The sequence below is a fragment of the Hydrogenivirga okinawensis genome (assembly GCF_055385515.1).
In genome coordinates, this window is sequence record NZ_AP042386.1 from 710,712 (window position 1) to 729,838 (window position 19,127).

Consider the following 19,127-nt stretch of genomic DNA (forward strand, 5'->3'; position numbering starts at 1 on the left):
TTATTTAAGGCGTATGGGTTTGATTCCAAAGATAAACCTCTTCCTCGAAAGGAAGGTTGGACTGAGATCATACCCTTTGAAGGTCAGCGTTCTCTTCGCTTTACTCATACTCGGATCCATGTTCCTCGCCTTTACTGTTGACGTTATACACTCCCTTAAGGAAATAAGGGACGAGGTCTCTAAAGCGAGTCTCAGAGCGGCAAAGTTTAGGACAACCGCCATAAGGAACTCCATCATGAACATTTTTCAGGCCGACGTGTCCCTCGCTAAGTTATACGAGGATAAGGGAGTAGAAGCTCTAACACCCTTCCTGGGAGTCTATATTACGTGTGCTTACGGAGAAGGGCTATCCCTCGGTTCTGTGAAAGCCCCCGTGTTGAAACAGGCGCTAAAGGACTCTGAAGGCAAGAGTTTCTACTTCTTCCTCGTGCCCAAGGAATGGACTGCGATATCGGTTGTTAAGGTGGCGGGGAGAACTTACGCCTTTTGCCATAAGGTTCCCTACCTTGAAACCATCCTCTCAAAAAGGCTGGGCGCAATATCCAAGTACGGAGCTGAGTTTTACTTGGGGAAAAAACCCAAGGTTTCGGAGGACGACGTTATTATCTCCTACGAGAACAATTTCTCTAATGCAAACATGTACGTAGTAGTCCCCTTTGACAATCTTATAAGAACCCTGGTAGTTGACAGAGTCTCCCTTTATATGCGCCTGTATTTGACTTTCCTGATATTCCTATCAGCCTCCTATCTTGTATGGTCCAGGTTGATAAACTATCCCATCCGCAGGCTCAAGGAGGCTGTGAAAAAGTTAGAGGGCGGGGATCACAACCTGGATCTCAAGGACATGGTGCAGGCTCAGGACGAGTTTGGATCCACCGCAAGACTTTTAAAGAGCTTCTCAGAGGATGTGAAAAGGAGGATGGAGAAGTTAGAGCTTATAATGGAAACCGCTCTCTATACGGCTGAATCCCCGGAAGATCTGCCGGAGTTTGTGAGAAAGACCCTCTCTAACATGAAAGAGATCTTCTCGGTAAGTAGGTACCTGTTTATACTCGAGGACAGCTTAACAGGAAAGGACCTGATAAGGATAAGCTCCGAGGAGGAGGTAAGGGATCTCGAAGAGCTCTTTATCTCCAAAAGAAAGGATTTCATGGAAAGCTTCCCCGAGCCCAAATGCTTCAGCGATGGAAGAGAATGCAGGAGCGCGATACTCTTCACCGTAAACGACCAGCTGGGAGGCGGACTTGTTTTAGAGTTCGAGGAAAAGCCTGACAGGGTGGATGAAGGTTACCTCAAGGTAATAAGTCAGCATATAGTGGGCACCATAAGGCTAAGCTATCTTGCCTCCACCGATTCTCTGACTGGTATACCCAATAGGAGGATGCTCGATTACGACATAGAGCGCTACGGAAGGATAGCCCGAAGGTATAAAAAACCTTTCAGCTTGCTTATGATAGACATAGACAACTTTAAGCACATAAACGATACTTACGGGCACAGGATCGGGGACGAGGTGCTCAGAAAGGTAGCCCGTATTATAAAGGGCGGGCTCAGGGAGTCAGACGGTGTATACAGATACGGCGGTGAAGAGTTCGCGGTTTTGTGTCCGGAGACAGACAAACCGGGTGCATTTGAACTTGCCGAAAGAATAAGAGAGTCTATAAAGAGGGAAAGTTTCTGGGTGGGTGGTGACAAGGAGATTTACATAACGGTAAGCGTGGGTGTAGCCAACTATCCAGAGGATACGGAAGATATAGGGGAGCTCTTGGCGGTGGCAGATATAAGTCTTTACAGGGCTAAGAGGGAGGGAAAGGACAGAACCGCTCTCCTGGCGGGCAGTGCGGATCGGGAGATCTTCAGGGAGAGATTCAGGAAGGGCATAAACCTGCTCAGCTCAGTTCAGGAAGGGGCTTACACCCACGAGCTACAACCCATCTACGACCTAAATAGGGAAGCGATCTTCGGCTACGAGCTCCTTTTCAGGGTGTTAAAGGGGAAGGAAATAATCTCTATGGGGGAGTTTCTTGACCAACTTGAAGACGTAGGACTTGTCGAAGAGATAGATTTCAGAACAGTAGAGTGTCTGAAGGAACTCCTGACTCGAGAAGACTTTTCGGACCTCTGCTTCTTTATAAACATATCCCCGAGAACCCTTGAGAGGGGAAAGATCCTGCCCGCCCTCGACTCTATACCTAAACATCTAAGACCGAGGGTGTTCATCGAGATAACAGAGAGGGAGAACTTCTCCACCATGGATGGAGCAAGAGATATCCTTGAACAGGTCAAGGGTATGAGATACAAGATAGTCATAGACGATTTTGGAAGCGGATTTTCAACACTCTCATACATGAAACACTTCATAAAGTTCATAGATCTGATAAAGATCGACGGTTCCTTTATAAGGAACGTTAAGAGAGATCCGTATAACCGAGCTATACTCGAGAGCTTGAAGATCATGGGAGAGAAGTTCGCTATAGACCTTGTAGCAGAGCATATAGAAAATAGAGAAGACTATAAAGTTATAAAAAGGCTGGGCATACGCTTTGGACAGGGATTCTTCTTTAAGAGAAGGATAATCAGGGCTACAGCTTGAAGTCTTCCCCGAGGTAAGTTTTCTTTACCTCTTTAAGCTCTACCACCTTTACCGGCTCCCCCTGAGCTATTATCCTCCCCTCCGAAATTATGTACACTCTATCCACTATACTTATTGTTTCTCTGACGTTGTGATCCGTTATCAGTATGCCTATGTCCTGATGCCTTAGGTCCCTCACCATCTTCCTTATGTCGCTGACTATTATAGGGTCGAGCCCAGCGAAGGGTTCGTCGAGAAACAGGTAGCGGGGTCTCGTTATGAGGCTTCTCGCTATCTCCAGCCTCCTCTTCTGTCCCCCAGAGAGGGTAAAAGCCTTCTGGTTCCTTAAAGTCAGGAGACCGAAGTCCTCGAGGAGAGCCTCAGCTTTTGTAAGAGCCTCTTCCTTACTCTCGGTAAAAAATTCGAGGAATATCAACAGGTTCTCTATAACGGTTAGATCCTCGAAGAGTGTGTGTTCCTGTGGTAGAAAGGCTATACCTCTTTTCGCCCTCTCGTGAGGCGGGAGGTGAGTTATGTCCTCCCCATCGAGCTTTATGACTCCGTCGTCAACCTTCACGAAACCAACAAGGGAGTTAAAGAGGGTAGTCTTTCCGGCTCCGTTGGGACCCAGCAGTCCGACTATCTCCCCCCTATCTATGCTTAAGCTAACTCTCTTTATAACTTCCCTTCCCTTAAAGCTCTTTCTTATGTTCCTCGCTACAAGCATTACTCTATCTCTTCCTTTACATCCTCAAAGCTCTTATACTCTTCGTTCTGAAGCACGTCCGTTATAAACAGGTCTATCTCGTCCTTATCAAGTATAGCTCCAGCCAAGAGCTTACCTGTGTACCTGTTGTTCTTTATCTCCCAGAACATATAAAATTCCGGGTACTTCTCCTTGATTTTTCTGTAAGCCACTCCGTACTTACTGTCCTTAAGGGGATTCTGCTCCAGAAAGAAGTGATCTTCTGATACAGATATCCTGTGAAGCAGTGCTCCCTTCTTTGTCCTAACGATCTCAAGCTTCAGATTCCAGTCCTTTATCGTTTCCATAGAACTCCTCCTTAAATAGGCACTGCTCTTATTATATTTTCCCATGGGTCTGGTAAATCCCCTCTTTATCCACGGATGGGCATTCTCGTCCCGAATATTCTCCTCGCTACAGGGTATAAAGATAGACCTGCCTTCCCACGGCAGGAGTTCAGATCACTACAGCAACTTTGAAGATCTGGTTGAAAAGATAGCACTGTCCTTGCCATCACAACACGACGTTGTAGGCTGGTCTCTTGGTGGATCGATAGCTTTGCTAATCGCTCTGCGTTTTCCTTCCAAGGTTAGAAGGCTGTTCCTTATAGGCACATCGCCATACTTTAAGGGAGCTTGGTCGGAGAAAAATATAAGAGCCTTCAGGATGATGATAAAGCATAAGGGGATAGAAGCCTTTAGGAGCATGGCTTTCTCAAGAGAGTTCTCCGACAGATTTGAGCAAGAAGGGGCACTGAGAATGTTAGAGGACTATATAAGGCTCGATCTCACGAGCAAACTCCCCTATTTGAGAAAGGAGGTCTTTATACTCCAAGGAGTAGAAGACAAGGTGGTTCCCGTTAGGGAAGCCTTTAAACTCCACAGTCTTTTAAAAGGTAGTAAATTAATACTTCTTCCTGGAGGTCACTTTCCTGCCGAAGATGAAAGGAGCTTACTCTCTGAGATTCTCAAGGTCAGCTGAGACCTACGACAGATGGGCTTTGCCCCAAAGAGAGACCGCGAAAAGACTCGTTGAGTTCGTGAAGCCTGAAGGTAAGGTTCTTGATCTGGGCTGTGGAACTGGCTTTGTATCGGAATCCCTTTCACCTGAATGTTCTTCGGTAGGAGTGGACATTTCGGAGAAGATGGTATACATATACCGGCAGAAATTCGGGAGAGGTATAGTTGGAGATGCCGAGTGCCTCCCCTTTAAAAATAGGAGCTTCGATTACGTTCTGAGCAACTTCTCCCTGCACTGGACAGAGTTGGGAAAGAGCCTTGAGGAATCCTTTAGGGTGGCGAGGATCGGAGTTGGAATAGCCATTCCCATAGAAGGAAGCTTACGGGAACTCAGTTTCCCCTTTCCCTCCGAGGAAGAGGTGGTAAGGCATGTTAACAATAGATGTATGGAACTTTTCATTGAGGAAGTGGAAATACCCTTTCGAGGGTGGGATCTCGTCCGTTTCTTCCACCACACAGGGAGCTCTCTCAATCCCTTAAGAAAGAGAGTTCTTTCAAAGAGAGAGATCGAGCTTTTGATAAACTCCATAGAAAAGCCCGTATTCCGTATGCTATTTTTATATGCGGGGGTATAATGAGGAGGAGAAGAATGAGGTTCTTTGCTCTCCTGTCCTTTTTCCTACTCTCGATAGCTATAGGCTGTAAGGCGCAGGTCAACGGATCTTCTCAGGTAAACACGCCTCTGTTGAACGGCGGTGGTGTGCTTGAAGCCTTTGAGACAGAACTCACGAAGATAGTGGATACCGTTTCTCCTTCGGTAGTTACCATATACGCTGTTCAGGAGGTCGAGTTCAACCCCTTCGAGAATTTCGATCTCCCCTTCCGATTTCCAATAGAGCCTTTCAGGCAAGAGAGAAGGTCTCTCGGATCCGGTGTAATCGTTAAACACGAAGGAAGCAAGGTTTACATACTTACCAACAACCACGTTGTTGAGGATGCAAAGAGCGTAACTGTCAGGTTCGACAAACACACAGAGAGAAGAGCTAAGATCGTGGGCACAGATCCAAAAACGGATATAGCGGTTTTGGAGGTAAACGTAAAGGGAATAAAGGATATAGACAGGAGGGTAGCCAAACTCGGCGATTCCGATAAGGTTAGGGTTGGGCAGATAGCTATTGCGATAGGAAATCCCTACGGTTTGGAGAGAACTGTAACCGTGGGCGTAATATCAGCTTTGAAAAGGAGCATAGGAATAGCCCAATACGAGAGCTACATACAGACGGATGCAGCCATAAATCCCGGCAACTCGGGGGGACCTCTTATAAACATCCACGGAGAGGTTATAGGGATAAACACGGCGATTGTAGCGTCAGGACAGGGGCTTGGTTTCGCTATTCCCATAAACCTCGCCAAGTGGGTGATGGAACAGATCTTAGAACATGGGAGGGTGATAAGGGGTTGGCTTGGGGTGGTGATACAGGAGATAACCCCCGATATAGCCGAGGCGATCGGTGTGAAGGAGGGAATTCTCGTCGCACAGGTTGTGAAGGGGAGCCCTGCGGATAAGGGAGGTCTAAAAGTTGGGGATATAATAGTTGAACTGAACGGGAGAAAGCTCGAGGACGTCAGGGATCTTCAGCTCTCCATAATGAAGACGAAGCCGGGAACGGAGGTCACCCTGACGGTTATAAGGGAGGGCAAGAGAATTAAGGTAAAGGTGAAGGTAGGGGAACTGCCTGAAAAGGTGAGCGCGAAGCCAAGGGCTAACGAGAGTGAGGATCTTGGTCTATCTTTAAGGGACCTTACACCTAAGGAGAAAGCGAAGCTCGGCATCGACGGAGTCCTTGTAGTTGCGGTGGCACCCGGTAGCCCCGCTGCAAATAGCGGACTGAGGCCGGGAGACGTTATTATCCGGGTGAATTACAGGAAGGTAAGGAGCGTCAGAGAGTTTTACAGACTAATAGAGAGTTTGAAAGAGATGGGGAAGAGGAAAGCTCTACTCTTGGTGAGAAGAAACGATACAAACGTTTACCTGGTCCTTAACCTTGAGTGAGGTGAGTTCATGTCTGATACGGAGCAGGAGCTCATAAATCAATATCTTAAGAGGATATCTAAGATACCCCTCCTCTCCCCCGAGGAGGAGAAGGAGCTCGCAAGGAGAGCCAAAGAGGGGGACGAGGAAGCTCTCAAGAAACTGGTGGAGTCCAACCTCAGATTTGTGGTCAGCGTTGCCAAGCAGTACATAGGCTACGGACTTCCCTTCTCGGAGCTCATAGCGGCAGGGAACCTCGGACTCTTAGAGGCTGCTAAGAGGTTTGATCCCGAAAGGGGTGTTAAGTTCATCTCCTACGCGGTCTGGTGGATAAGGCAGGCTATAATGCAGGCCCTCTCCCAGCAGACGGGTGCCGTTAGGATTCCCCTCAAGCAGTCCCATCTGATAAGCAGGATAGGGACTATCTACGCCGAACTCGCTAAGGAGTTGGAAAGGGAGCCTACTCCGGAGGAGGTGGCGGAGAAGCTCAGTAAGGACATGATAGCCAAGGAGCTCGAAAAGGAGCTGGGACGCCCTCCTACGGAAGAGGAGGTGGAAAAAAGATTTAAGAAAGAGGGATACAAACTTTCGCCCGAGGAGGTGGAGAGATACCTTCAGGTCTGCAGAATACCCCTGTCCCTCGATGCACCTGTGGGTGAGAACGAGGACACCTTCTTTGTCGATTTCCTGAGCAAGCACGGAACTGCAGAGGTAGAGGAGAACGTTCTACAGGAGGTCCTGGAGAAGGAGATATACGACCTTCTGGACAAGCTTCCAGAGAAGGAGAGGAAGGTGGTGGAGCTCAGATTCGGCCTCAGGGGGAACGAGCCCAAAACTCTTAGGGAGATAGGGGATATACTTGGTGTTTCCCGGGAAAGAGTAAGGCAGTTAGAGACGAGAGCTCTCAGGAAGCTGAGAAGTCTCGCTATGAAAAGACATCTAAAGGACTTTCTCAGCTGACATGAACTCCGGAGGGATACTTCTAATCGACAAACCCAAAGGGATAACCTCGACTAAGGTCGTCGAGAAGGTAAGGAAGAGACTCAAAACGAAGGTTGGACACACTGGGACCCTCGACCCGATAGCTACCGGGCTCCTTATTCTCCTTGTCGGTAAGGCTACTCGTTTTTCGTGGATATTTCTGAACATGGATAAGACTTACCGGGTGAAGGCTCTCCTTGGAATAAAAACCGACACCTACGATCTTGAGGGAGAGGTTTTAGAGAGTAGAGAGGTAAAGGTCTCCTGCGAGGATTTAGTCAAAGCTACCGATATATTTGTGGGGGAGATAGAGCAGACTCCTCCTCCCTTCTCCGCTAAGAAGGTGAAGGGAAAGAGGGCTTACTCCCTCGCTAGGAAGGGTTTAACGCCTGAGTTGAAGCCCGTAAGAGTGAAGGTCTACGAGATAGAGCTGATCAGCTGCGAGATCCCTGAGTTCGAGCTTAGGATAAAGGTGTCCTCCGGAACCTACGTGAGGAGCCTGATACACGATATAGGAAAGGAGCTTTCTACCGGTGCCGTCGTGAAGGAACTTGTAAGGGAAGAGATAGGACCCTTCTCCCTAAAAGATTCTGTCTCCTTAAAAGACTTCCTTAACTCTGAAGACCCATGGGATTACGTTATTCCCGTGGAGGAGGCTCTCTCCTTCCTTCCTAAGGTGAGTCTCGATTACTTTAACGGTAAGAAGGTTCTGAGCGGTAATCCTGTTCTCGTTGGGAACGGAGTTAAGGAGGGATACGTTAGAATATATATTGACGATACCTTCGTAGGAATAGGACTCCTGAGGAGTGGAGTTCTCAAACCCGAGAGGCTTTTGATCTCCGGAGAGATCCTGAAAACTTGACACATAATCGCTCAAATTTTATCTTAATAGCAGATTAGAAAGGTTGAGCAGGAGGTTTATAGATGCCTTCCACCAAGAAGGATTACTACGAGATCCTCGGTGTTCCGAGGAACGCAAGCCAGGAGGAGATAAAGAAGGCTTTCAGGAGGCTGGCGAGGAAGTATCATCCCGACATAAACAAGAGTCCTGAGGCTCAGGAGAAGTTCAAGGAGATAAACGAAGCCTATCAGGTTCTCTCCGATCCTGAAAAGAGGAAGCTCTATGATACCTATGGACACGCTGCTTTCGAGGGCACGGGTGCTCAAGAGCAAACCTACACGCACATTCCTGATCTTGAAGAGATATTCAACGAGTTCTTCGGTGAGGGCTTCGGATCTGTCTTCGACACCATATTCGAGAGGGCAACAAGAGGGAGGAGAAGGGAGAGGAGGAGACCTCTTAAAGGAGAAGACATCTTTAAGGCGGTGGAGATATCACTCGAGGACGCTTACAGGGGAACGACGGTGAACGTAGAGGTGGACAGGGAGGTGGAATGCCAAGCCTGTGGAGGAACGGGATACGACAGGGAGAAGGGCGTAAGAACCTGTCCAACCTGCGGGGGGACGGGTCAGGTCGTTCAGAGGCAGTTCTTCATAACCATATCCCAGACCTGTCCCACCTGTAAGGGCGAGGGAGCGGTTTACGAACCCTGCAAGGCATGCGGTGGAAGAGGGACTGTAAGAAAGAGAGAGAGCATAAAGGTAAGGATCCCTCCCGGAGTGGACAACGGCTCAAGGCTTGTGGTAGAGGGGAAGGGTCATGCGGGGAGGTTCGGTGGACCTCCAGGAGACCTTTACATACAGGTCAGAGTAAAGCCTCACAGGATCTTCGAGAGGAAAGGAGACGACCTTTACATAGATGTAAACCTGACCTATCCGGAGGCAGTTCTCGGAACGGAGATAGAGGTCCCTACGCTCTCGGGGGGGAAGGTTAAGGTAAAGATACCCCCCGGAACGGGACACGGAGATCTCATAAAGGTAGAAGGCTACGGTATGCCGAAGCTTAAAGGTAAGGGCAAGGGTGACCTTTATGTGAGAGTGAACATAGAAGTTCCAAAGATAGGAGTGATGGACAAAGTCTTTAGGGACGGTAAGAAGGTTGAGAAGCTACTCAAGGAGCTAAACGAGCTCCTTCCTAAACCTGAAAGGATAAAGGAGAGGTAAGAGCCATGAAGAAGAAGGGGATGTACACCATCGGTGTGGTTGCGAGGATGTACGACATACACCCTCAGACCTTAAGACTCTACGAGAGGGAAGGGCTGCTCAAACCCTCCAGGACTGAAGGAAATACGAGGCTTTACTCGGACGAGGATCTGGAGAGGCTCGAGTTCATCCTTTTCCTGACGAGGGAGCTCGGAGTCAACCTCGCCGGTGTAGACATAATCCTGAACATGAAGGAGCAGATGGAGGAGCTCCAGAAGCAGATAGATCAGCTCTTGGAGTTCATACAGAACGAGCTCTCCAAGATCTACGAAGGAGAGGAACTTAGGAAGGCGATAGTTAGCGTTCCGAAAAGGAAGGTCATGAAGCTGGAGGACATCATACCGGCGAAGAAGACGAAAGATTAAACTTTTTTCTATGAAGATTCTCGTCCATATCTGTTGCGCTCCCGACGCTCTTTACTTCCTCGAAAGGCTAAGATCCGATTATAAGGATGCCGAGATCAAAGGCTTCTTCTACGACCCCAACATACATCCCTACGAGGAGTACAAGCTCAGGTATGTGGAGACGGAAAGAACCTGTAGGAAACTGGGTATAGAGCTTATAGAAGGGGAGTACGACCTTGATAACTGGCTCGAGAGCGTGAAAGGTTTTGAAGACGAACCGGAGAGGGGCAAGAGGTGTTCGGTATGCTTCGACTTCAGGCTCGAAAGGTCGGCGAAGCTTGCCAAGGAGCTTGGTTGCGATGCGCTCACCACGACCCTCCTCATGAGTCCCAAGAAGAGCCTCCACCAGCTCAGGGAAAGCGGTGAGAAGGTTGCCCAGCTATACGGAATCGAGTTCTTGGCTCCCGACTACAGGAAGGGAGGAGGAACGCAGGAAATGTTCCGCCTAACAAAGGAGAACGAGCTCTACCAGCAGGATTACTGCGGCTGTATCTACGGATTATTCAAGCAGAAGGAAGGGGAAATCTTCTGGGATCTCGTATCCTTTAAGGGGAGGAGACCGGGCTCCAAGGAGGAAAGCCTTTTTGTAAAGATGTTGAGGACAAAGGCGGAGGTGTTGGGACTCCCTATCAAGGAGTTTGAGGTTCCCTTCCTCAACTGGAAGCTCTTAGAGGGCGGAGTGTGGGTTGAAAAAAAGGCTATTCCCTCCCTCGTAGTTCCTTACTCCCAGCCGGTAAGGGGTAAGCTTAGGGCGGACGTGGAGAGGATGGTCGGCGACATCCTCTACCTTAACAAGCAGTTCGTGAGGATTGTTCTAACGGAAGATCTTAGGGACGAGCCTCTCGAGGAAATTCCCGGACATACCTCTCCCACCTTCAGAGTTCCTAAGGAGTATAAGAATCTACTCCTCGAGAACAGGATAGAGGTAAGGCTAAACGCCGAGTTCGTTCCCGAGAAGACGAGAGTCTTGGTAGTAGGAAGGGAAGAAGCAGAGCACCTGATAGGCGTGCCTACAGACACCCTTCAGGACGGAAGGGGTCACAGAGAGGAGGAGATCTCCAAACTTATCGAGAGTAATTCGGTGGATATAGCGGAGGGGAGGATCGCTATAGTGCTTCTGGGAGCTCACTCTCTCGGAAGAGTGGGACAGAAATACTTTGAGGAGATAACCGGAAGGAAGATAGACAGAGTGGTGTCTTATCCAGATTACCTCTGACCCTCCAACTCTTCCTTTGCTCTGTTCCACAGCTCGTCCATTTCTTCGAGGTTCATATCCCTCAGGTCTTTCCCCTCCTCCTTTGCCTTCTTCTCCATGTAAGTGAACCTTCTTATGAACCTCTCGTTGGCTTCCTGAAGGGCTTCCTCAGCGTTGACACCAACGAACCTTGCCAGCTCCACGACCGCCGTGAGTATGTCCCCTATCTCGTGCTTTATATTCTCTCCGTCGTTCTTTTCGAGGGACTCCTTCAGCTCGTTTATCTCCTCCTCTATCTTTCCGAAGACCTGCGATATGTCCGTGAAGTCAAAGCCCACCTGGGAAGCCTTGTCCTGAAGCTTCTGAGATTTCATAAGGGCGGGGAGGTGTTTCGGAATGCCCTCTAAAACGCTCTCCCTTCCCTCCATCTTCTTCTTCTCCCAGTTTTTCAAAATATCTTCAGGCTCTGCATCTGCGAAAACGTGGGGGTGTCTCTCTATCAGCTTCTTTACCAGAGCGTCTATCACATCGTAGATGTCGAAGGCTCCTCTCTCCTTTGCTATCTGGGCATGAAAGACGGACTGCAGAAGTAAATCTCCCAGTTCCTCCTTTAGCTTCCCATCGTCCTTCGAGTCTATGGCATCGAGGACCTCGTAGGCTTCCTCTATCAAGTACTTTTTTAGACTTTCGTGAGTCTGTTCCCTGTCCCAGGGACACTTCCTTCGGAGTTCTTCCATCACTTTAACAAGATCTTCAAAGGAGTACCTACCTTCTTTCATGGGAATGCTATTATAAAGCTATACCATGAGCCACTGCGATAGGCTAAGTCAGGTAGAGGAGAGGATAGAGAGAGCCTGCGAAAGGGCAGGAAGGAAGAGGGAGGAGGTAACACTCCTCGGTGCCTCCAAGACCGTTCCTTCAGAAGTTATAAAAAAGTTTTTCCAGTGCGGGCTTAGGACCTTTGGTGAGAACAGGGTTCAGGAGTTCCTAAGGAAGTATGAGGCTCTAAGGGATCTACCGATCGACTGGCATTTCATAGGAAGGCTCCAGACCAACAAGGTTAAGTACCTGATGGGTAAAGTCTCCCTCATTCACTCCTTAGACAGGATCTCCCTTGCAGACGAGATCCAGAAGAGAGCTGAAAAAGCCGGTCTCGTTCAGGACGTCTTGATAGAGGTAAATCTCGGAGGTGAGGAGACAAAGGGAGGGGTAGCTCCGGAATATTTGAAGGAACTGTTAGAGTATGCTCTTGAAAAGAAGAATCTTAAGGTGAAAGGGCTTATGACCATACCTCCCTATTTAGAAGATCCCGAAGAGGTAAGACCTTACTTCTCCAAGCTCAGAAGACTCAAAGAGGATATGGAAAGAGAGTTTGGAATAAGGCTACCTCACCTCTCCATGGGCATGTCCCACGACTTCGAGGTGGCTATAGAGGAGGGAGCTACCATAGTTAGGGTTGGGACGCTTCTTTTCGGAGAGAGAAGATATTGAGGGTAAGGTTCAAGGTCTGGCTTGAGATAGAGGGAGAGCCGATAATCAGCGAAGGGAAGTACCGGCTTCTAAAAGAGATAGAGAAAGTCGGTTCCATAATGGGTGCTGCCAAAAACCTCGGACTGACTTACAAAAGGGCACACAGCCAGATAAAGTCTATAGAGGAAAGGCTTGGCAAGAAAATCTTAGAGAGGAGGAGGAGAAAAGGAGCTAAGCTCACAAAAGAGGGCTTAAAGCTTATAAAGGAATATGAAAAAATCTACGAGGAACTGAAAAAGTGTGCAGAAAAGTTATCTTCCGAATAGTTTCTTTTCGAAAGCGAGGAGCTTTTTTTTCATATCCTGCCCGTAAGAAAAGCCTCCAACACCACGCTTCGATACAACTCTATGGCAAGGTATAAGTACAGGAAAACGATTGATTCTCATCGCGTAACCTATGAATCTGGGATGTTTCCCCGTAAGATTACCAAGTTCTTTATACGATATCACTTTCCCTGGAGGAACAAATTTCCTTAAAGTTCTATAAACCTCTATAACATCTTTCGAATAATCAGAAAGATCCAGTCTATCCAACTCTATATCCACATCTCCTCTCCCCTCGAGGTAAGGACGTAATATTTCTGCAAGAACAGGATGATCACTTCTGCAATTCTTCTTAGTCAACTCAGTTTTAAGAAAAAGCCCGCCTTTTGTATACGCTCTTAAGCTCAAGCTTTCGGTAATTTTCACACAACGGATCATCAATTCGAGATTGAATATACTAAAGTTCTGTTGGACATGAGCAACTTCTTATCAAGTCTCTGAGCGTAAACAGAGCCTGCCTATCATCAGGAAAAAGAGAGGGTCTCAAACCTCGGTATATCAACAGCTCAAGAAACCCAAACCCCATTACCTTCATAGTCCTTATCTCAGTGCTCTATATTCCACCTTGCCCTGTAATAACTTTCAAACTCCTTCGCACCCAACCACTTATCGCTCACCACCACTCCCTGGCTTTGCAGAATACTAAACTTTTGCATAGCCCGAGGTAGCCTCCAAAGGAGGATAGTCGCCTGTATTCTTGTAAAGATTTTTTACAGAAAAGGGCTTAACTTAAAATAAGTTCGATGGGGAAGGTTACCACGAGATCACTCCGGAGTAAAAGGGATAGAGGGGAAAAAATAACTGTGGTCTCGACTTACGATTACCTAAGTGCGAAGTTCTGTGAGGAAGTGGGAATAGACTCCGTTCTCGTGGGAGATTCCTTGGGCATGGTATTTCAAGGGCTTGACTCTACACTTCCGGTTACCTTAGAGGAGATGATTTACCACGCCAAGGCGGTCAGGAGGGGAGCTCCAAACCTATTTCTTATCGTCGATATGCCCTTTCTGAGCTATCAGGTATCTGTGGAGGATGCCGTCAGAAACTGTGGAAGGGTGATGAAGGAAACGGGCGCTCAGGCGGTAAAGATAGAAGGAGGCGAGGAGATTGCCGAGATCGTTTACAAACTGAACAGCATAGGCGTCCCGGTTGTGGGTCATCTGGGCTTTACTCCTCAGTCTGTTCATAGTTTTGGGGGACCCAAGGTGGTCGGCAGGGAAGAGGAGGAGGCGGAGAAGCTAAGAAGGGATTTCAAGGCTTTAGAGAACGCAGGGGCTTTCATGATAGTATTGGAAAGCGTGCCGTGGAAGCTGGCTAAAGAGCTAACCGAATCTTCCGATGCAATTACGATAGGAATAGGTGCGGGGAAGTACTGCGATGGGCAGGTTCTTGTCTTTCATGATATCGTCGGACTATACGAGGACATTAAGCCGAAGTTCGTCAGAAGGTATCTCGAGGGAGCTAAGTTGTTTAAGGAAGCGCTCAGCAAATTTAAAATAGATGTAGAGAGGGGAGACTTCCCCTCAGAAGAGGAGAGCTATGGAGCATGAAAAAATCCTAAATCTGCTTGTGAAGGCTGGATTCCTTAAAAACGGGGACATGAAGAGAGTCCTTAAGGAGAAGAAGGAGGATGAAGATATATTCCAAACACTTCTCAGGTTAAACATACTGACCGAGAAGGACATAATGAACTTCTTTCAGAACATCCTTCCCCAGAAGATATGGAAAGGGGATATAAACGAGCTTAATATCCCTTCACATATACTTAACTCCATACCTCAGGAATTTATGAGAAAGTACAAGGTCGTCCCGATAAAGTACGAAAAAGGGAAGCTTCATGTCCTGATGTTGAATCCCCTCAATCAAGCCGTGCTGAACGAGCTCAGGTTCTATACGAAGGCGAACAGCATAGTACCCTACGTAGCCCCCCTCTCTACTATAGAAAAGATTCTCGATAAGCAGTTTCCGAAGCTTGGTGACGTGCTTAGCCAGATAGAAGGCACGGAGGTGGAGATAGAAAAGGGAGAGGAAGATACGCCGATAGAGGAGCTTATTCATGCTACTGAGGAAGCTCCGATTGTAAAGCTCGCTAACGGATTGATTTACGAAGCTGTCAGCATGGGAGCTTCCGATATTCACGTAGAGCCCTTTGAGAAGAAGGTGATTGTAAGATACAGGGTGGACGGGGTTCTAAGAATATACCATCAGCTTCCCCTGAACGTGAAGGATAGCCTCGTGGCGAGATATAAGATCATGGCAAATCTGGATATAGCTGAGAAGAGAAAGCCTCAGGACGGGAGGATAAGGATAAAGATTGAAAATAGGAAGATAGACCTCAGGGTGTCCACCGTTCCCACGGTTTACGGGGAAAAAGTGGTTATGAGAATTCAGGAGGCGGAAAAGTACTTAAACGTGAAGCTCGAAGATCTCGGGTTTGAGCCTGACGACCTTGAAAAGTTCAGAAGGGCTATCTGGAAACCCTGGGGAATGATACTTGTGACTGGACCCACGGGATCCGGTAAGACAACAACCCTATATTCCGCACTTATGGAAAGAAACCACCCCGACGTAAACATTATGACCGCCGAAGATCCTGTTGAAGTGGCAATACCCGGGATAAACCAGGTTCAGGTGAACGAGAGGATAGGGCTTACCTTCTCCAACGTGTTGAGGGCCTTCCTGAGACAGGATCCGGATATAATTCTTGTGGGTGAGATAAGAGATTATGAAACCGGTGACATAGCTATAAGAGCGTCTCTCACCGGACACCTCGTGTTCTCGACCCTGCACACCAACGATGCCCCGACAACCATAACGAGATTGACGGATATGGGGATAGAACCTTTCCTTGTAGGCTCCTCCCTAATCCTGGTGGTAGCCCAGAGGCTTATAAGAAAGCTGTGCCCTAACTGTAAGAAACCCCATGATATACCTAAGGAGGCACTGCTCAGAATGGGACTTATAAAGTCTCCAGACGAGGATATAGTTATCTACAGGGCGAGCGAAAAAGGTTGCGAAGTGTGCAACTACACGGGCTACAAAGGTAGAACTGCGGTTCATGAAATAATGGAGATAGACGACGATTTAAGGAAGCTTATAATCAAGGGAGGAACAGCGGACGATATAAGGGATCTTGCAAAGCAGAAGGGTATGAGAACGCTGTATCAGTCAGGTCTAATAAAGGTTAAAAAAGGTATTACTTCTCTTGAAGAGATAAACAGAGTCTTAATGCAATGAGGAAACTTTTTCTGATTCTTTTCTTTCCTCTTATGACTTTCTCTTCAGAGCTCGAGACCTGCTACAAGGTTTACTTCTGGTTCCTCCCTGTGGCTGAGAGCTGTGTTCTTTATAGCAAGGAGGGTAAAAGGTTTATTCTCAAGTCCTGGGCTAAAACCATATCGGTCGGTAAGTTTGTGAAACCTGTAAACAGCTGGGGAGAGTCGAGGCTTGTTAATTTAAAACCCGAAACCTTCTCCCTTTATCAGAGGGAAGGAAGTTTTATAAGAGACCATATCTATGTATTTAAGGAGAAGGGAATAGAGTACAGGATAGTAAGGTACAAGCCCGATGGTGATAGGATAAAGGAAGGATTTTACAGGAGTACCGTTTATCTGTTCGATCCTTTTTCAGCCTCTCTACTCATATACATAGATACACCCAACTTTAAGGAGACCGTTCTCCAAATGTTCTACGACGAAAAGGTTCAAAACGTCCGTTACAGAACGGTAGGTGAAGAGAGAGTTAAGGTTGGGAGCATGCACTACGATACCTGGAAAGTGGAGATAATTCCGGAGGTGGAAACTAAAGGAGTCCTGAAACCTAAGGGTAAGTGGTATGTCTGGGTGGATAAGGAGACAAACATCCCCGTTATGCTGAAGATCAGGTTCACCGTAGGAAGTGCGAATATATACCTCGAAAAGGTAAGGGGCGATAAGAGGCTTCTGAAGGAGGTAAGGGATGAACAGGCTCGAGTACTTTAGGCAGCTGCTTGAAAAGGCTCCCGACAATCCTATGGTTCACTACTCCCTCGGACAGGAGTATTACAAGGTGAGGGGCTACGAAAACGCTATAAAGCATCTTGAAGAGTATATAAGAATTCACGAGGACGAAGGTGCCGCTTACAGGATACTTGCCAAATGCTACGAGGAGATAGGCGACGTTAAACGCGCCATCGAGGTTCTTGAAGAGGGCATAGAGAAGGCTCTTAAGTTCAACCACCCCTCTATGGCGGAGGAGTACAGACAGTGGATAGAGGATCTCCGGACTTTGGAGTTTTAAACGCAACTCTCGAGCTATCCCGAAATACTCGCTATGCTTTCCTCACTACCTAGGATGAGCAGAACATCCCCCTCTTCTACCCTGTCCTCTGCCGAGGGGTTTACGAGAACCTCATCCCCTCTCTTTATTGCAAGAACCGTTATGCCGTATCTCTTCCTAAGATCGAGCTCCCTTAGAGTCCTACCGATCATACCCGAGGGAGCCTTTAGTTCAAAGATACTGTAACCAGGTGCGAAGGGTATCTCTTCCACCACGCCAGCTATTAGGAGGGACTTGGCGAGCTTTACCGCTATCTCCATCTCGGGATAAACTATCCTATTTACGCCAAGTCTTCTTAGAACCTCACCGTGCAGTGGGTTTATAGCCTTTGCAACTATATCCTTAATGCCCCTGTTCAGGAGTATTACGGTCACCAGTATGCTCGCTTCTATGTTGGCACCTATGCTAAGAATCACCGTATCTGCGGTGAAGATACCGGACTCCTCAAGAGCCCTTTCGTCTAAAGCGTCGGCTATGTAAGCATGGGTAACCAGCTCACTTATCTGCCTAACCTTCTCCTCATCCTTATCTATAGCTATTACCTCGGCACCACCCTCCGCCAGAGTTTTGGCAACGTGGAAGCCAAACCTCCCTAAGCCTATAATTCCAAAGACTCTGCTCAAATTAACAACCTCGCCTCTGGATGTCTTATTCTCGGTTCCTTTTCCTCTCCCACCATGGCAACCGCAAAGCTAAGTATACCAACCCTCCCAGCTATCATCGATAGGATTATAAGGAGTTTGCTTAAGGTTGAGAACTCGGCAGAGAAACTTAATCCTTCTGCTGAGCTGAGTGAGAGTCCCGTTGTGGAGAAGGCGGATACGACTTCAAAAAAGGTTTGTAGAAAGTCCTTTTCCTCTATCCTGTCTATTATCAGGTTTACAAAGGTTATGTATGTGAAGGACAACGTGATTATGACCATAGCTTTGTGTATCTGATGACCGGCTATCTGTCTCTCGAACAACACCACTTCCTTTTTACTTCTTACGTAGGATAATACCGAAAGCATAACGACAGCAAAGGTTACCGTCTTTATCCCTCCTCCCGTCCCACCAGGTGAAGCTCCCACGAACATCAGCATGATAAGTAAAAACTGGGAAGATTCCGAAAGGGAAAGGAGATCTACAGTATTGAAGCCCGCCGTTCTCGAGGAGACACTCAGAAACAACGTCGATAAAACCCTCTCTTCCCAAGGCAGAGACCACGCACCCTTGTAGTGAAAGGCTTCTGTGAGCAGAAGACCGATCCATCCACCTAAGATGAGAACTAAAGAAGTGAATAAGGCTATCTTGGTATGGGTCGAGAGCTTTTTCACCCTTCCTGTAAGAAAGAGGAATATGTCGTTTATAACGAAGAAGCCGATTCCTCCGAGGATAATCAGAAGGATCATTACGAGGTTCGTGTATATATCCCCCCTAAACCTGCTCAGACTATCCGAAAATAGGGAAAAGCCGGCGTTGTTGAAAGCGGAGACTGCGTGAAAGAGGGAAAGATAGGTAGCTTCCTTAAAGTCGTAGAAGTCTGACCAACGCAGAAGGAGAAGGGAGAATCCAGCAAGCTCTACCAAAAAAACAAAGAGCATCACCCTTCTCAGAAACCTAACGAGTCCGTACAGTCCCGGATAGTTGAGGGATTCCGCTAAGATCAGCCTGTCTTTTAAACCTATCTTTCTCCTGAGAGCTATCAAGAAGAAGGTGGTCAGGGTCATGTAGCCAAGCCCACCTATCTGGATTAGCATGAGCACGAGGATCTGACCTAAGACTGTCAGGTCTTTTCCTGTGTCCAGAACAGTAAGACCGGTGACCGTGACCGCAGAGGTTACCGTAAAAAGGGCATCTATCGGAGTAATATCCTCCCTGGTAGTTGGAAGTGCTATAAAAAGTAACGTGCCAACGGCTATAAGGAACATGTAGGAGAGCAGGATAGCTTTGGATGGGCTTATCTTGGGGCTTCTCACCCAAAGAATTAT

The 19,127-nt window shown here is 47.6% G+C and carries 21 protein-coding genes; 15 read left to right on the forward strand and 6 right to left on the reverse strand.

Translation table 11 applies throughout. The features are described from left to right. The first annotated feature begins 13 nt into the window (after nt 1-13). On the forward strand, nt 14-2,593 hold the full coding sequence (locus ACZ483_RS04135) for a bifunctional diguanylate cyclase/phosphodiesterase (RefSeq protein WP_464324910.1): 2,580 nt from the start codon (nt 14-16) through the stop codon (nt 2,591-2,593). Here the strand turns inward: ACZ483_RS04135 and lptB are convergent. Next, complete coding sequence (lptB, locus tag ACZ483_RS04140) at nt 2,583-3,299, reverse strand: LPS export ABC transporter ATP-binding protein (RefSeq protein ID WP_464324911.1); 717 nt, start codon at nt 3,297-3,299, stop codon at nt 2,583-2,585. The genes ACZ483_RS04135 and lptB overlap by 11 nt on opposite strands. Continuing rightward, nucleotides 3,299-3,625 (reverse strand): DUF7132 family protein, encoded by a 327-nt coding sequence (locus ACZ483_RS04145; protein ID WP_464324912.1) that lies wholly within the window; start codon nt 3,623-3,625, stop codon nt 3,299-3,301. The genes lptB and ACZ483_RS04145 overlap by 1 nt, the downstream gene beginning before the upstream one ends. 43 nt (nt 3,626-3,668) lie before the next feature. On the opposite strand from ACZ483_RS04145, the gene ACZ483_RS04150 reads away from it, so the two are divergent. The 8 genes from ACZ483_RS04150 (at nt 3,669) to ACZ483_RS04185 (ending at nt 11,012) form a co-directional block, all read left to right on the forward strand. Next, a complete protein-coding gene (locus ACZ483_RS04150) occupies nt 3,669-4,298 on the forward strand; it encodes an alpha/beta fold hydrolase (protein WP_464324913.1) in 630 nt (209 codons plus the stop codon). Next, the gene (locus ACZ483_RS04155) at nt 4,258-4,911 is read left to right on the forward strand and encodes a class I SAM-dependent methyltransferase (protein ID WP_464324914.1); all 654 of its coding nucleotides are present in this window, start codon (nt 4,258-4,260) and stop codon (nt 4,909-4,911) included. The genes ACZ483_RS04150 and ACZ483_RS04155 overlap by 41 nt, the downstream gene beginning before the upstream one ends. Nucleotides 4,912-4,925: 14 nt before the next feature. Next, complete coding sequence (locus ACZ483_RS04160; RefSeq protein ID WP_464324915.1) at nt 4,926-6,329, forward strand: DegQ family serine endoprotease; 1,404 nt, start codon at nt 4,926-4,928, stop codon at nt 6,327-6,329. Nucleotides 6,330-6,338: 9 nt separating this feature from the next. Continuing rightward, nucleotides 6,339-7,268 (forward strand): sigma-70 family RNA polymerase sigma factor, encoded by a 930-nt coding sequence (locus tag ACZ483_RS04165; RefSeq protein WP_464324916.1) that lies wholly within the window; start codon nt 6,339-6,341, stop codon nt 7,266-7,268. Between the two features lies 1 nt (nt 7,269). Then, on the forward strand, nt 7,270-8,151 hold the full coding sequence (gene truB, locus ACZ483_RS04170; RefSeq protein WP_464324917.1) for a tRNA pseudouridine(55) synthase TruB: 882 nt from the start codon (nt 7,270-7,272) through the stop codon (nt 8,149-8,151). 62 nt (nt 8,152-8,213) lie between these two features. Next, the gene (gene dnaJ, locus ACZ483_RS04175) at nt 8,214-9,353 is read left to right on the forward strand and encodes a molecular chaperone DnaJ (protein ID WP_464324918.1); all 1,140 of its coding nucleotides are present in this window, start codon (nt 8,214-8,216) and stop codon (nt 9,351-9,353) included. A 5-nt stretch (nt 9,354-9,358) separates the two neighbouring features. Beyond that, a complete protein-coding gene (locus tag ACZ483_RS04180) occupies nt 9,359-9,757 on the forward strand; it encodes a heat shock protein transcriptional repressor HspR (protein ID WP_464324919.1) in 399 nt (132 codons plus the stop codon). Between the two features lie 10 nt (nt 9,758-9,767). Beyond that, nucleotides 9,768-11,012 carry an epoxyqueuosine reductase QueH gene (locus tag ACZ483_RS04185; RefSeq protein WP_464324920.1) on the forward strand — a complete coding sequence of 415 codons (1,245 nt, stop codon included), beginning with the start codon at nt 9,768-9,770 and terminating at the stop codon, nt 11,010-11,012. On the opposite strand, the gene mazG is transcribed toward ACZ483_RS04185, so the two are convergent. Next, nucleotides 11,003-11,770, reverse strand: a complete 768-nt coding sequence (mazG, locus tag ACZ483_RS04190) for a nucleoside triphosphate pyrophosphohydrolase (RefSeq protein WP_464324921.1) — start codon at nt 11,768-11,770, stop codon at nt 11,003-11,005. The two genes, ACZ483_RS04185 and mazG, sit on opposite strands and share 10 nt — an antisense overlap. A gap of 25 nt (nt 11,771-11,795) precedes the next feature. On the opposite strand from mazG, the gene ACZ483_RS04195 reads away from it, so the two are divergent. Both ACZ483_RS04195 and ACZ483_RS04200 read left to right on the forward strand, forming a co-directional pair. Then, complete coding sequence (locus tag ACZ483_RS04195) at nt 11,796-12,482, forward strand: YggS family pyridoxal phosphate-dependent enzyme (RefSeq protein WP_464324922.1); 687 nt, start codon at nt 11,796-11,798, stop codon at nt 12,480-12,482. Beyond that, on the forward strand, nt 12,479-12,787 hold the full coding sequence (locus ACZ483_RS04200; protein WP_464324923.1) for a winged helix-turn-helix domain-containing protein: 309 nt from the start codon (nt 12,479-12,481) through the stop codon (nt 12,785-12,787). The genes ACZ483_RS04195 and ACZ483_RS04200 overlap by 4 nt, the downstream gene beginning before the upstream one ends. Here the strand turns inward: ACZ483_RS04200 and ACZ483_RS04205 are convergent. Further along, nucleotides 12,773-13,210, reverse strand: coding sequence for a methylated-DNA--[protein]-cysteine S-methyltransferase (locus ACZ483_RS04205; RefSeq protein ID WP_464324924.1), 438 nt, complete (start codon nt 13,208-13,210; stop codon nt 12,773-12,775). The two genes, ACZ483_RS04200 and ACZ483_RS04205, sit on opposite strands and share 15 nt — an antisense overlap. 377 nt (nt 13,211-13,587) lie before the next feature. On the opposite strand from ACZ483_RS04205, the gene panB reads away from it, so the two are divergent. From panB to ACZ483_RS04225, 4 genes are read left to right on the forward strand one after another with little or no spacing between them, the layout of a single operon-like run. Beyond that, nucleotides 13,588-14,391: a 3-methyl-2-oxobutanoate hydroxymethyltransferase gene (gene panB, locus ACZ483_RS04210; RefSeq protein WP_464324925.1), complete on the forward strand. Its 804-nt coding sequence runs from the start codon at nt 13,588-13,590 to the stop codon at nt 14,389-14,391. Then, nucleotides 14,381-16,078, forward strand: a complete 1,698-nt coding sequence (locus tag ACZ483_RS04215) for a GspE/PulE family protein (protein ID WP_464324926.1) — start codon at nt 14,381-14,383, stop codon at nt 16,076-16,078. The genes panB and ACZ483_RS04215 overlap by 11 nt, the downstream gene beginning before the upstream one ends. Further along, a complete protein-coding gene (locus tag ACZ483_RS04220) occupies nt 16,075-16,821 on the forward strand; it encodes a DUF3108 domain-containing protein (RefSeq protein ID WP_464324927.1) in 747 nt (248 codons plus the stop codon). The genes ACZ483_RS04215 and ACZ483_RS04220 overlap by 4 nt, the downstream gene beginning before the upstream one ends. Beyond that, a complete protein-coding gene (locus tag ACZ483_RS04225) occupies nt 16,799-17,119 on the forward strand; it encodes a tetratricopeptide repeat protein (protein WP_464324928.1) in 321 nt (106 codons plus the stop codon). Before ACZ483_RS04220 ends, ACZ483_RS04225 begins: the two co-directional genes overlap by 23 nt. A gap of 14 nt (nt 17,120-17,133) precedes the next feature. On the opposite strand, the gene ACZ483_RS04230 is transcribed toward ACZ483_RS04225, so the two are convergent. Both ACZ483_RS04230 and ACZ483_RS04235 read right to left on the reverse strand, forming a co-directional pair. After that, nucleotides 17,134-17,781 carry a potassium channel family protein gene (locus ACZ483_RS04230; protein WP_464324929.1) on the reverse strand — a complete coding sequence of 216 codons (648 nt, stop codon included), beginning with the start codon at nt 17,779-17,781 and terminating at the stop codon, nt 17,134-17,136. Continuing rightward, on the reverse strand, nt 17,778-19,115 hold the full coding sequence (locus ACZ483_RS04235; protein ID WP_464324930.1) for a TrkH family potassium uptake protein: 1,338 nt from the start codon (nt 19,113-19,115) through the stop codon (nt 17,778-17,780). The genes ACZ483_RS04230 and ACZ483_RS04235 overlap by 4 nt, the downstream gene beginning before the upstream one ends. Nucleotides 19,116-19,127: the final 12 nt, after the last annotated feature.

Coding starts and splice junctions, on each gene's coding strand:
- ACZ483_RS04135 (WP_464324910.1), top strand. CDS start 14: ATGGGTTTGATTCCAAAGATAAACCTCTTCCTCGAAAGGAAGGTTGGA.
- lptB (WP_464324911.1), bottom strand. CDS start 3,299: ATGCTTGTAGCGAGGAACATAAGAAAGAGCTTTAAGGGAAGGGAAGTT.
- ACZ483_RS04145 (WP_464324912.1), bottom strand. CDS start 3,625: ATGGAAACGATAAAGGACTGGAATCTGAAGCTTGAGATCGTTAGGACA.
- ACZ483_RS04150 (WP_464324913.1), top strand. CDS start 3,669: ATGGGTCTGGTAAATCCCCTCTTTATCCACGGATGGGCATTCTCGTCC.
- ACZ483_RS04155 (WP_464324914.1), top strand. CDS start 4,258: ATGAAAGGAGCTTACTCTCTGAGATTCTCAAGGTCAGCTGAGACCTAC.
- ACZ483_RS04160 (WP_464324915.1), top strand. CDS start 4,926: ATGAGGTTCTTTGCTCTCCTGTCCTTTTTCCTACTCTCGATAGCTATA.
- ACZ483_RS04165 (WP_464324916.1), top strand. CDS start 6,339: ATGTCTGATACGGAGCAGGAGCTCATAAATCAATATCTTAAGAGGATA.
- truB (WP_464324917.1), top strand. CDS start 7,270: ATGAACTCCGGAGGGATACTTCTAATCGACAAACCCAAAGGGATAACC.
- dnaJ (WP_464324918.1), top strand. CDS start 8,214: ATGCCTTCCACCAAGAAGGATTACTACGAGATCCTCGGTGTTCCGAGG.
- ACZ483_RS04180 (WP_464324919.1), top strand. CDS start 9,359: ATGAAGAAGAAGGGGATGTACACCATCGGTGTGGTTGCGAGGATGTAC.
- ACZ483_RS04185 (WP_464324920.1), top strand. CDS start 9,768: ATGAAGATTCTCGTCCATATCTGTTGCGCTCCCGACGCTCTTTACTTC.
- mazG (WP_464324921.1), bottom strand. CDS start 11,770: ATGAAAGAAGGTAGGTACTCCTTTGAAGATCTTGTTAAAGTGATGGAA.
- ACZ483_RS04195 (WP_464324922.1), top strand. CDS start 11,796: ATGAGCCACTGCGATAGGCTAAGTCAGGTAGAGGAGAGGATAGAGAGA.
- panB (WP_464324925.1), top strand. CDS start 13,588: ATGGGGAAGGTTACCACGAGATCACTCCGGAGTAAAAGGGATAGAGGG.
- ACZ483_RS04215 (WP_464324926.1), top strand. CDS start 14,381: ATGGAGCATGAAAAAATCCTAAATCTGCTTGTGAAGGCTGGATTCCTT.
- ACZ483_RS04220 (WP_464324927.1), top strand. CDS start 16,075: ATGAGGAAACTTTTTCTGATTCTTTTCTTTCCTCTTATGACTTTCTCT.
- ACZ483_RS04225 (WP_464324928.1), top strand. CDS start 16,799: ATGAACAGGCTCGAGTACTTTAGGCAGCTGCTTGAAAAGGCTCCCGAC.